Here is a 12,692-nt window from a genome sequence, read left to right as displayed (position 1 = left end):
ATTACTCACTTAAACCCTTTGCAGGCGTCTCGCACCAACTTAAAAGAGTTATTTAATATAAACTTGTGTTCGTTCATCGACTTCATCTAATAAGACTATGACTTCTTCTGAAGTTGCCGTTGGAATGTTTTTACCGATAAAATCAGCGCGTATTGGCAATTCACGATGTCCTCTATCTACAAGCGTTGCCAAACTGATACGTTTTGGACGCACATGATCTAATATTGCATCAAGTGATGCACGAACTGTTCTACCTGTGAAAAGAACATCATCAACAATCACAACATGCTGATTATTCATATCAGTATCAATCTCGTAAGCGATAACATCTGAACTGATGCGATCAGTCTTATCATCACGATAATTTGTTACATCTAAAATACCTGTAGGTACTTTAACACCATCGATACGTTCAATTTTTGACTGAATACGGTTAGCAAGATAAATGCCACGCGTACGAATACCTAGTAGTACCAGATTATCTGCGCCTTTATTATTTTCAAGGATTTCATGCGCAATCCGTGTTAACGTACGGTCAACCGCTTTATCATCCAGTACGATTCTTTTATCCACATTAATTCCCTCCTCAAAAAATCCTCACGTCAAATAGACGTGAGGATTCCTCGACGCCTTTTAAGCCTCTCTGGACTTAATTAAAAGCATTAACGTGTGATTTATTACATTTAATAATAGCACTATTAATTTCAATGTCAATCATCATAGAAAAATTACATTTTATTTTCTCAGTTTCGTTAAGATTTCTTCAAAATATTCAGGTATTGGCGCTGTACGTTCAATGTATTCACCAGTAACTGGATGTTCAAATCCAATTACACCTGCATGCAACGCTTGTCCATCAATATCCATCGTTTTCTTCGGTCCATATTTAGGGTCGCCAACTAACGGGAAACCAATGTGCTTCATATGTACACGAATTTGGTGTGTTCGTCCAGTTTCTAATACACATTCTACTAAAGTATATTTATCAAATGTTTCGATTACATTGAAATGTGTGACTGCCTGCTTGCCATTATCTACAATCGCCATCTCCTGACGATCACGCACATTACGACCAATCGGTGCATCAATTGTACCAAATTCATGTGGAATGACACCGTGCACTAACGCAGTATATTTACGCGTTACAGACTTATCAACCAACTGTTCTACAAGTCCACGATGTGCGATATCATTTTTAGCAATCATAAGTAATCCAGATGTATCCTTATCAATACGATGAACGATACCAGGACGGATCTCGCCGTTAATGCCTGATAGATCTTTAATCGCATACATCAATCCATTTACTAAAGTACCATTCGGATGACCAGGCGCCGGATGCACTACCATACCTTTTGGTTTATAGACAATTGCAACATCTTTATCTTCATAGTAAATTTCAATACCTAAATCTTCAGCTTGCAAATCTATTTCCTCTACAGGTTTTTCAGTAACAACGATTTCATCGTCCAAGCGAAGTTTATAGTTCGCTTTCACAGGTTGTCCATTAACGATTACTAAATCTAGTTTGATCCAGTCCTGAATTTGGTTACGAGACCAATCTTCATTCATATCTGTTAAGTAGCGATCAATTCTTGTCCCTACTTCTTCTTCTTCAATTAAAAAATTATATGTTTCCATTACTTTTCTCCTCTTTTTGGTTAAATAACATGTCATAGAGTAAGACAATTACACCAATTGTTAAACAGCTATCAGCTACATTAAAAATTGGAAAATCATAATTGATAATTTTCGTATCAATAAAATCTACAACATTTCCACGTATTAGACGATCAATAAAATTACCGATAGCACCAGCAAAAATTAAAGTTAAGCCAAGCTGCATTATCGGATTAAACATTGCTTCTTTATAATAAAAGAAAGCAATCGCTACTAACACGACAACTGTAATTATATAAAAGAAAGTCATTTGATTTTGTAACATACCCCATGCAGCACCATGGTTTCTATGTGATGTAATTTCTAAAATATCACCGATAATAGAAATACTGTCACCGATTTTCATTGTTTTAACAATAATATATTTCGTTATCTGATCCATCGCGATTAAAAATATCGCTAAAATAGACATCAATGTTAGGTTATATCGCTTGTTCATAATTTCACTCCAATCTTTAGTATTTTAACACATTTTTATGAGTAAGTCTGTTTTTGTTTTTGAATGTCAATATTAGTTTACATAATATAATTATAATATTTTATTTTAAAAATTTTTTTAAATGATTACGAAACAAGTTAATGAGATTAACAATTAAAAATCCCGAACGCACTTACATCAGTACGCTCGGGAATCACTATATTATTTACTTTCTAAAACACTTAAACATCTTGGACATACATGTGGGTGTTCATGATCTCCTGCTGTAATTTCAGTTGAGTAATTCCAGCATCTTTCACATTTTTCACCGTCAGCACGTTCTACTAATACGTTTAAATTTGTATATTGCGTACCAACAGCACTATCACTTACTTTAGCCTGTGAAACGATAAACAATTGATGTAAGTTATCAAATGATTGAAGCAATGCTAAATCATCAGCATTTTCAGTAAATACAGTAACTTTTGCTTCTAAAGGTTTTCCGATTACTTTTTCATTACGTAAGTTTTCAATACCTTTTAGCACATCATCACGAAGTTCTAAGAATCTAGACCATTTCTCAATTAATGTCTGATCCACATCATGAACTGCAGGCATATCCGTTAAATGAACACTTTCTTCAGTAACGTGTGGTGTGTGACTCCAGATTTCTTCTGCTGTATGTGGAATAATTGGCGCTAAAACTTTCGTTAAAGAAGTTAATACTTCATATACTACCGTCTGCATGCTACGACGAACGTGACTATCTGCTGCTTCGATGTAAAGAATATCTTTACCGTAATCTAAATAGAAGTTACTTAATTCAACATTGATAAAGTTTTGTAATTCCTGATAAATATCAAGATAGTCGTTATTTTCATAATGATTATGTGCATTGTTTATAAAATTATACAATTTATTTAACATAAACTGATCGATTTCTTTTAAATCTTCATAAGCAACTGCATCTGTTGTAGGATTGAAATCATTTACGTTTCCTAATAAGAATTTAAATGTGTTACGGATTTTACGGTATACTTCTGATACTTGTTTTAAAATATCATCAGAAATACGTACGTCTGCTAAATAGTCTACAGACATTACCCATAGACGAATGATATCAGCACCCATTTGTTTTACGACTTTTTCAGGTAGAATTGTATTTCCTAATGATTTACTCATCTTACGGCCTTGTCCGTCCATGACGAAACCATGAGATAATAATTTCTTATATGGTGACATACCGCGTGTAGCAACAGCTGTAGTGATTGATGAGTTGAACCATCCACGATACTGGTCACTACCTTCAAAATACATATCGGCAGGGAATGTTAATTCAGGTCGAGCTTCTAACACACCACGGTGACTTGAACCTGAATCGAACCATACATCCATAATGTCTGTTTCTTTCGTGAATTCGCCATTAGGACTACCAGGATGCGTAAATCCTTCAGGTAATAAATCTTTCGCTTCTCTTTCGTACCATACGTTAGAGCCGTGCTCTTCAAATAAAGTTGCAATATGTTCAATTACCGCTTCATCCATAATGATGTCACCATTTTCTGCATAGAACACAGGTAATGGCACACCCCAAACACGTTGACGTGAAATTACCCAGTCTCCTCGGTCACGAATCATATTATAAATACGCGTTTTACCCCATTCCACTTTAAATTCAGTTTCATCGATCGCATTTAAGATATCCTGACGCACTTTATTGATTGATGCAAACCATTGTGGTGTTGCACGGAAGATTACAGGTTTTTTAGTTCTCCAGTCATGAGGATATGAATGCGTGAAGAAATCTAATTTTAATAATGCTCCAACTTCTTTTAAACGCTCAGTGATCACTGGATTCGCTTTATCATAGAATAATCCTTCAAATTCTCCAGCTTCTTTTGTAAATACACCTTTATCATCAACTGGTGAAATAACCGGTAAGTCATATTTTTGTCCGACGATAAAGTCATCTTCACCATGACCAGGTGCAGTATGAACACAGCCAGTCCCAGCATCTGTAGTAACGTGATCACCTAAGATGATGATTGATTTTCTGTCTTCAATTAATGGATGCTGTGTTTCAATCAACTCTAATTCTGAACCTTTAAATTCTTTTTCAAGTACAACACTTTCTTTATCCCAGCCAATTGCTTCACATACACTATCAAGTAATGCTTGCGCCACGATATATGTGTTACCTTCAATCGTTACTTGTACATACGTTAACTCTGGATTTAAAGAGATCGCAACGTTAGCAGGAATTGTCCAAGGTGTAGTTGTCCAGATTACAAATTTAACACCAGCGTCTACGATGCCACGCCCATCAACTGTATCAAATGCAACATAGATAGATGCAGATTTTTTATCCTGATATTCAATCTCCGCTTCTGCTAAAGATGATTCACTAGATGGAGACCAGTAAACTGGCTTCTTACCTTTATAGATATAACCCTTTTTAGCCATATCTCCAAATAGACGAATTTGTTCTGCTTCAAATTTTTCCTGTAAAGTAATATAAGGATTTTCCCAGTCGCCATTAACACCAAGTCGTTTGAAGTCTGCTTTTTGTAATTCAACTTGTTCTAATGCATATTTGCGACATAATTCACGGAATTCAGCCGTTGACATTTCTTTACGATTAACACCTTTTTTAGTTAAAGCTTGTTCAATCGGTAAACCGTGCGTATCCCATCCAGGAACATAAGGTGTGTAAAAACCATTCATCGCTTTATAACGCGTGATAAAATCTTTAATAATTTTATTTAAAGCATGTCCCATATGAATTTGTCCGTTCGCATACGGTGGTCCATCGTGTAGAATATACGGTGTTTTACCTTCATTTTTCTTTAATAATTTTTCATATAGATTTTTTTCATCCCAGCTACTTTGAATTTGAGGTTCCTTGTTAGGTAATCCACCACGCATTGGAAAATCTGTTTTTGGCATTAATAGTGTGTCTTTATAATCCATTATATATTCCTCCTGAAAAAATAAAAAACACTTAAGCTGATTGCTTCAGGACGAACGAATCCGCGGTACCACCTGAATTAACTCAACTTAAGAGTTCTCTTTAATATATTTAATTGAATATAGACTGATCTTATCTATTTATCAATGATTAGGCTCCCACTCACCCTAATTCGCTGTGCATGTCATCAATAGATACGGTTCTATATGATTATTTTGATTATTCTTTATACTATCACGTTTTTATTCATTTGATAAGTGAAAATAAATAATAAATAAAATTTCTTAAATTATTCTTCTTCTAATGGTTTCATTTCTAAATCATAATTTAATAAATGATCCCAGTCTTCACTCTTCAGAAGATCTAATTGCGCCTCCACCAACATTTTAAAACGCGCTCTAAAAATTTTTGATTGACGTTTCATATCTTCAGTCTGAAAAGCAATTTCTCTCGCTTGCTGCATCGCATCTTTCTTTATGAGTTCTGCGTGATTCTTTGCATCCTGGATAATTACATCAGCCTGCATACCAGCACTTGCTTTAATTTCGTCACCTGCTTTTTGAGCAACGATTAAAGCTTCTGAGATGGTATTTTCAACGTTTTTAAATCGCGTGATATTCTCATCTTTATCAGCAATTAATTGCTCTAACATCTTTTTTTCTCGACGCATTCTTTCAAGTTCATCACTTAAAGATTTCAAATAATCTCTTACTTCATTTTCATTTAACCCTTTATGCACTATATTAAATGATTTATTTTGAATTTCTTCCGGACTAAATTTCATAATGTCACCTCATATTTATTTAAACATCGTACCATAAGTTATGCGAATCTTATCCTTCTTCGTACGATCTCCGATTGTTTCTATTCTACCACGACCATATCCTTTTATTGAAATCAAATCATTCGTTTCAACATTGAAACTTGTCTTGTCAATAACAACATGATTCACTTTTACGTGCTCAGCTTCAATATGTTTTTGTGCGATACTACGTGATTTATTAATCATTAAAGCCACAATATTATCAAGACGTAAACTAGAAACTGTTGACTGATTTGAAGTGAATGGTTCGGAAGTATCTACCATTGCTTCTCTGTCAATTTCAAATAACTTAATACGAGAACCTTTTAATTTCGTTAAATTCTGAAATACAAAGTCTTTTAAATGTGAAGCAATTACAAACTGAATCTTGTCCCCAACGAGTATATCACCTAATAAATCACGTTTGAAGCCGATAGACATAAGTGCACCTAACACATTACGATGTGTTAATGTTACAAATTTATCAGCATATTTAATTTCGATGATTGATAATTCAAAATCCTCAGGACTCACTTCATGATAACCAGGATAAATTAATGCGCGCATACGCTCACGCTCACCACGCCCGCCATTAAAAGATACATTCAGTTCCGTTCGATTAACAAGCGTCGTTAAAATAAACTGCTGACGTGGATCTAAAAAATGCGTTAGAACAGGTGAATACTGAGATTCTGCCCGTTCTACTAAATTTTCTAAATACTTTACAATCTCTATTTCTTCATTTCGAAAATGCTGATATAAATTCATAATATCCTCTTTTACTTTGACATGAAAAAAATCTCATAGCAATGAGATTTTTAAGATTATGCGAAATACGGTATGATAGCGTTAAAAATTGCAGCTAAACCAACTTGTAAAAACTTTAGGAAAATAAGCGCTGCAATGCTTGAAATATCAAACATACCAATCGGTGGTATCATACGTCTGAATGGTTCTAAAAATGGTTCATAAATTTTACCCATCCATTCACCAATTACAGATTCTCTTAATCCTGGAACCCAAGACATAAAGAAATATATTATCATCCCGATTGTATAAATATCAATTGCTTTAAGAATAAAGTTCATAATCAAAATTACTATTTCTAAAGTACTCATTAAAACTCCTCGTGTTCATTATAATCTTCTGGTGCTTCTAACATTTCAGTGATTGATCCAGCTACTTCAACATTATCAGGTGTGCATAAAAAGATGTCTGCACCAATACGTTGAATGTCCCCACCAATCGCATAGACAGTTCCACTTAAAAAATCAATGATACGTTTTGCAGAAATTTTATCGATACGTTGCAAGTTAACAAGTGTCGCACGACGATTTTTAAGTTCATCTGCAATATCTTGTGTATCACTAAAAACGCGTGGTTCAAATAAACACACTTTAGAGATACTTGATGACGGTTGCTCATGCATATTCACAACATTGTTTTGACTCACTTTGCGCTCATTCACTTTCACTTTAGATTTTACAGGTTCAGGTTTCGTGCGATACACCGTTTCTTGCTTGACAATCTTTTTATCTGCTTTGTCATTACTTGCCTGAATTTTTTCTCTTTCAACTGATTCTACAGCTTTTTTCGGTGTGTTGTCTTCATATACGACTTCTTCTTCATCTTCATAAACGAAGAATCCTTTAAATACATCTTTAATAGCCATAAATTCCCTCCTAACCGACGAGTTTCGTTCCTATACGAATAAACGTCGCACCTTCTTCTATCGCGATTTTGTAATCATTACTCATTCCCATTGAAGTTTCAGTACATGGTGCATGTGGTAATGCCAATTCTTGAATTTTAAGTTGTAATTGCTTTAAATGTTTAAAGTAAGCTCTAATTTCTGTTTCATTGGCCTCAAGTGGTGCCATTGTCATTAAACCTACTACTTCAATGTTATCATATTCAGCTAAACTTTGGGTAAATGATTGTAATTCTTCCGGTTTAATACCATGCTTGCTATCTTCTCCACTTACATTCACCTGAATAAAACATTTCACTTTTTTATCTGCGCGTTTTTGAATTTCTTTAGCCAAGCTCATTCTATCTAATGAATGTATATAATCTACCTGATTGATGACTTCTTTAACTTTTCTCGTCTGTAAAGACCCTATGAAATGCATCGTCACGTTGTCGATATTATCTTTTTTTTCAATAAATCCTTCGATTCGATTTTCACCTAAATCTTTAATTCCAGCAGATATAGCTTCTTTCGCACGTTCTGTTGAAACATACTTTGTTACTGCAATAATTGTCGGCGTTTGATGATAAGGTGAATTTGCCTTACTCTCTTCAATATCTTTTAAGATAACTTCTAGATTATCCTTAACTTCCATATTAATCCCTCGTTCCAATATATGCTAACATTCTACCTGTTTTACCTTTTTCTAAACGATATGAGAAAAATGCTTCATTCTCAGTTGATGTACATCGTGTTGTGATTGTTATGTTTTCTTGTTTAATTCCTGCATTCATCGCAATACGTGCATTAATTTCCTGTAGGTTAATATCAAACATATTATTCTCATTGATTTGGAAACAATCTTCTAGTTCTAAATTTAGTTCAGTAAATTGTCGTTTAATATCATCATTCACTTCATAACAGGGTGCAGTGACTGACGGACCAATGATACATTTTAGATCATCTATATTACCAGTATATGCTTTTATAAGTCGGTCAACGATTAAACCGACTGTACCTCGCCAACCTGCATGTCCCAATGCTATAAAGTCATCTTTAACACTATACAGGTAAACTGGTACACAATCTGCAAAACACATTGTTAGTAGTATACCTTTTTCATTCGTATATAAACCATCTACGTCTAACCATTTAGGTGTAAGCTCTAAAACATTTGTCCCTTTGTCTTCTAAAAATACTTCCTGAATATTATTGCCATGCTTTTGAATCGGAAAGACCCAGTCACTCGTCTTAAATCCAATTTCATTCGCTACTAATGCCTGATTATGATGGACATTAAACGGCGCATCATCGATATATAACGCCATGTTTAAACTACCCTCAGGATACTCACTAATCCCACCATGTCGACTCGTAATACCAATCACTTTATTGTAATCATTTGATACGTTATATGTATGCTTCATTCTTTGAAATGGTTCCATTAAGTGCCTCCAAAATGGCATATTATATAAAAACCGAACAAACAGAAATCAAAGAGCGACTTATGTTTGTTCGGATGTATTGTCAATCAATTATTTATGTGAATTATCTTCTACGACGACGTGTACCACGGTCTTTTAAGAAACCTGGAACATCTAAATCATCTCTATTTGATTCTCTTTCAGGTTGTGCTTGTTGTGGTTGAGAAACTGATTCTGAGCGTGTCTCACGTTGTGGTTGAGGCGTTCCAAAACCAGTTGGAGCTACACTACGTGTCGGTTTGTCATTGAAACCAGTTGCAATAACTGTTACAACGATTTCATCTTGTAATTCTGGATTAATCACTGTACCAAAGATCATATTAACATCTTCGTCAGCTGCGTCCTGAACGATATCAGCTGCTTCTTGTGCTTCGAATAACGTTAATGATTCGCCACCAGTAATATTCATTAATACCCCTTGAGCACCTACGATAGATGTTTCAAGTAATGGAGAAGAAATCGCTTTTTTCGCTGCTTCGATCGCGCGGTTCTCACCACTAGATACACCGATACCCATTAAAGCAGAACCTTGGTTACTCATAATTGTCTTAACGTCTGCGAAGTCTAAGTTTACTTCACCAGATACTGCGATTAAATCAGAAATACCTTGTACACCTTGACGTAATACATTATCTGCTTCTTTGAATGCTTCCATCATTGGCGTTGATTTGTCAACGATGTCTAATAAGCGATCATTTGGAATAACGATTAATGTATCTACTGCAGCTTTCATTGCTTCAACACCCGCAGCAGCTTGTGTTTGACGTTTACGGCCTTCAAAAGAGAATGGACGCGTAACGACACCAACTGTTAAAGCACCCATCTCTTTAGCAATTTTAGCTACAACTGGTGCAGCACCTGTACCAGTTCCGCCACCCATACCGGCAGTTACAAATACCATATCTGCGCCCTGGATTGCATCTTCAATTTGTTCACGTGATTCTTCAGCTGCTTTCTTACCGATCTCAGGATTTGCTCCAGCCCCTAAACCACGTGTTAATTTTTCACCGATTTGGATTTTAGAAGTTGCTTTAGATAAGTTTAAAGCTTGGCCATCAGTATTGATTGCAATAAATTCTACATTGTTCATACCGTGATCGATCATTCGGTTTACAGCGTTATTACCGCCGCCCCCTACACCGATTACTTTTAATGTTGCTAAGTGATTAAAGCCCTGTTCAAATTCTAACATTCAATTTTCCTCCTATATAATTGTGGCCAATTATTATTCAAATAATGATTTCATAATTTTTTTCATTACACTTGGTTTTTCATTTTCATCTTTTGGTTGTTCAAAAGTACCATCTTCACGTTCAACGCGTGCGCTGATCGTTTTAGATGTATAAGTTTCTGTTTCAACACCTTTGTTCGCTTTACGTTTAAAGAATCCGTCAAATCCTTTTGATTTTGGTTTCTCTTCCACGTACTCTTCAACATACTCCTCTTCAGAAGTAGTTTCATGATTATTAATTGTAACATAATCTAATAGTTCATCAAAGCTAATACCACTATTGATTGTAGAAATACTTGAAGAAAATTCTGGCTTTCTAATTCCCATTTGTTGTGGGACATGAATTCTCACTTTTTCACTCACCATATCAGACAATAATTCTTTAATGCCTAACATGTTAGCAGTACCACCAGTTAATACAAAGCCACCATTAATTTTATTCAAGCCCATTTCCTGTAGTAAATCAAAAACTTCAAGAAATATTTCTTCGACACGTGCTTCAACGATATCGCTTAAATCTTTTTGGTTAAAGCTCATCGGTTCATTAGTGTCTACTTGATTTACAGTGAATACATCTTGTTCAGAAGCTAAATCATAAAACGCATGTCCATACTGTTCTTTAACTTTCTCAGCCTGATCAAAAGTTGTATTTAACGCTTGTGCAATATCATTTGTAATCTGACTTCCTGCCATTGGAATATTATCAGCGTCAAACAAGTTGCCACGTTCATAATATGCCACCTGAGTTAACTGGTCACCAATATCAATGACTACTGCACCAAGTTCGACTTCAGTTGGCGTCAAGATATGTTTATAATTATATGCATCAGAATAAACATCTAATACATGTACACCACAACTTTCAACACATTTCAATGTATTAATTAAAACTGAACGATTTGTTGTGATTACACCAGCATCAACCGATAAACTTTGCGTTGCAATCATTTCTTTCGGATCACTTACTTCATGTAAGTCATCAACTTTAAACATTTTCGGGAATACACCGATAATTTCAATTTCATTAGAAGTGTTTTTTGCACGAATGCCATCTAATACTTCTTCAATATGCTCTCCAGTAATTTCAGTTGATTCACCATTAAATGTAATTTCATGTTCAATATCATGAATTTCAGAATGAATAATTGGCATTTTTAAAAATACATCTTCAAACTCGATGCCTGATGCAATTTGTGCTTTTTTAATCGTATCTTTAATCGCATGACTTGCAACATCAAAATCATCAATCATACCTTTTTTTATACCATCAGTAAAAGTTTGACCTGTACCTATCACATTAATGCCATTATGAAACTTTTCGCCTACAACTACCTTAACGCTCGATGATCCAATATCTATAGAAACATAGTAATGTTCTTCCATCGATAGGCACCTCCTATTTATGTTTGTTTAACATACACTATCAATATTACATTATAGACTTTATTCAGAAAACTATAAACGCTTTTTTTCAGAATAAAATAATTTTTTTATAAAGTTTAATACAATATATTTTTCATATTAATTTGATGTGTTACTTTGTTTTACGTCATTTAACTGCTTTTGTAAATCTTGTACTGCTTTTTCAACTTTTGCTTTCTCTTTTGCTTCACTTGCTTTCATTTCTGATTCCATTTCTAGTCGTCGTGTTTCAGCTTTCTTTGATTCATATGGAATAAATACAGCGCCGACTTCTAAATCAATTATGCCTGGTTTTATCATTTTACCAGATTCATCGCGTTCAATGTTTTTAGCCATACTTGGATAGTAATCAAGTTTATCAGACATAGTCCTTAAATCTCCAATAACTTCAATACCATCTTTCATAAACATTTGAATACGAGCTGAAGACTGTTCATTTGGAACAAAGTTAATTTCTGAAATTTGATTAACAATCGCCGGTTTTGTATGATTTAATACTTTAACGAGTTGGTTTAATTCTTTTTTTCCAAAATTATTGATTAATGGTGCGTCACTCGGTCTATTAAAATTCATTTGATGTATTATCTGACCATTTTCTAAGACAGGGTGAAATTCGCTTCCGTCTGGTATCACTCCGATTACATTGTATTCATCAACAAAGATTGATACATTATTCGGAAAATGTCTTTTTACAGTCGCTGATTTTACACCATCTAAATATTCAATATTACTTGATATTTCGCCTGTATCTAAACTGTATATTCGGTCACGATTTGAAATTTGAGCTTTCTTTAAAATAGTTTCATTGCTATTTAGTACCGTATTATTGACAGACACTTTGTTCACGTAACTAATATTTGTAAACATGTACAGTAAAATTAATGTAACTACTGCTACGATTGATAAAAATATTGTAAGCTGTATACGTTGTCTTCGTTTGCGACGTTTCTTCTTTTCCTCTACATAGTGAGGTGTTTCTATAATCTGATCTTCCATA

Annotated in this window: 13 protein-coding genes; all 13 read right to left on the bottom strand. The window is 34.4% G+C overall.

Going from position 1 to position 12,692, the window contains the following annotated elements; translation table 11 throughout:
- Positions 1-48: 48 nt before the first annotated feature.
- Entirely contained in the window at positions 49-573 is a 525-nt protein-coding gene (pyrR, locus tag BHU61_RS02835; protein ID WP_096076836.1) for a bifunctional pyr operon transcriptional regulator/uracil phosphoribosyltransferase PyrR, read from the bottom strand.
- A gap of 162 nt (positions 574-735) precedes the next feature.
- Complete coding sequence (locus BHU61_RS02830; protein ID WP_111714518.1) at positions 736-1,641, bottom strand: RluA family pseudouridine synthase; 906 nt, start codon at positions 1,639-1,641, stop codon at positions 736-738.
- Positions 1,628-2,119: a signal peptidase II gene (lspA, locus tag BHU61_RS02825; protein WP_111714517.1), complete on the bottom strand. Its 492-nt coding sequence runs from the start codon at positions 2,117-2,119 to the stop codon at positions 1,628-1,630. The genes BHU61_RS02830 and lspA overlap by 14 nt, the downstream gene beginning before the upstream one ends.
- Before the next feature lie 201 nt (positions 2,120-2,320).
- Positions 2,321-5,068: an isoleucine--tRNA ligase gene (gene ileS / locus BHU61_RS02820; RefSeq protein WP_111714516.1), complete on the bottom strand. Its 2,748-nt coding sequence runs from the start codon at positions 5,066-5,068 to the stop codon at positions 2,321-2,323.
- Positions 5,069-5,355: 287 nt separating this feature from the next.
- A complete protein-coding gene (locus BHU61_RS02815) occupies positions 5,356-5,850 on the bottom strand; it encodes a DivIVA domain-containing protein (protein WP_111714515.1) in 495 nt (164 codons plus the stop codon).
- A 15-nt stretch (positions 5,851-5,865) separates the two neighbouring features.
- Complete coding sequence (locus BHU61_RS02810) at positions 5,866-6,636, bottom strand: YlmH family RNA-binding protein (RefSeq protein ID WP_111714514.1); 771 nt, start codon at positions 6,634-6,636, stop codon at positions 5,866-5,868.
- A 56-nt stretch (positions 6,637-6,692) separates the two neighbouring features.
- On the bottom strand, positions 6,693-6,986 hold the full coding sequence (locus BHU61_RS02805) for a YggT family protein (RefSeq protein WP_099580796.1): 294 nt from the start codon (positions 6,984-6,986) through the stop codon (positions 6,693-6,695).
- The gene (locus BHU61_RS02800) at positions 6,986-7,540 is read right to left on the bottom strand and encodes a cell division protein SepF (RefSeq protein WP_111714513.1); all 555 of its coding nucleotides are present in this window, start codon (positions 7,538-7,540) and stop codon (positions 6,986-6,988) included. The genes BHU61_RS02805 and BHU61_RS02800 overlap by 1 nt, the downstream gene beginning before the upstream one ends.
- A 10-nt stretch (positions 7,541-7,550) precedes the next feature.
- Positions 7,551-8,213 (bottom strand): YggS family pyridoxal phosphate-dependent enzyme, encoded by a 663-nt coding sequence (locus BHU61_RS02795; protein WP_111714512.1) that lies wholly within the window; start codon positions 8,211-8,213, stop codon positions 7,551-7,553.
- Between the two features lies 1 nt (position 8,214).
- Positions 8,215-9,003, bottom strand: a complete 789-nt coding sequence (gene pgeF / locus BHU61_RS02790) for a peptidoglycan editing factor PgeF (RefSeq protein ID WP_111714511.1) — start codon at positions 9,001-9,003, stop codon at positions 8,215-8,217.
- Between the two features lie 103 nt (positions 9,004-9,106).
- A complete protein-coding gene (gene ftsZ, locus BHU61_RS02785) occupies positions 9,107-10,234 on the bottom strand; it encodes a cell division protein FtsZ (protein WP_111714510.1) in 1,128 nt (375 codons plus the stop codon).
- Positions 10,235-10,267: 33 nt separating this feature from the next.
- Entirely contained in the window at positions 10,268-11,656 is a 1,389-nt protein-coding gene (gene ftsA / locus BHU61_RS02780) for a cell division protein FtsA (protein ID WP_111714509.1), read from the bottom strand.
- A gap of 138 nt (positions 11,657-11,794) precedes the next feature.
- Complete coding sequence (locus BHU61_RS02775) at positions 11,795-12,691, bottom strand: cell division protein FtsQ/DivIB (protein WP_111714508.1); 897 nt, start codon at positions 12,689-12,691, stop codon at positions 11,795-11,797.
- Position 12,692 lies beyond the last annotated feature (1 nt).

The sequence above is a fragment of the Macrococcus epidermidis genome, assembly GCF_003259695.1.
GTDB lineage: Bacteria > Bacillota > Bacilli > Staphylococcales > Staphylococcaceae > Macrococcoides > Macrococcoides epidermidis.
The sequence above is the reverse complement of the archived record's forward strand: the minus strand, read 5'-3'. Positions and strand labels throughout refer to the sequence as shown.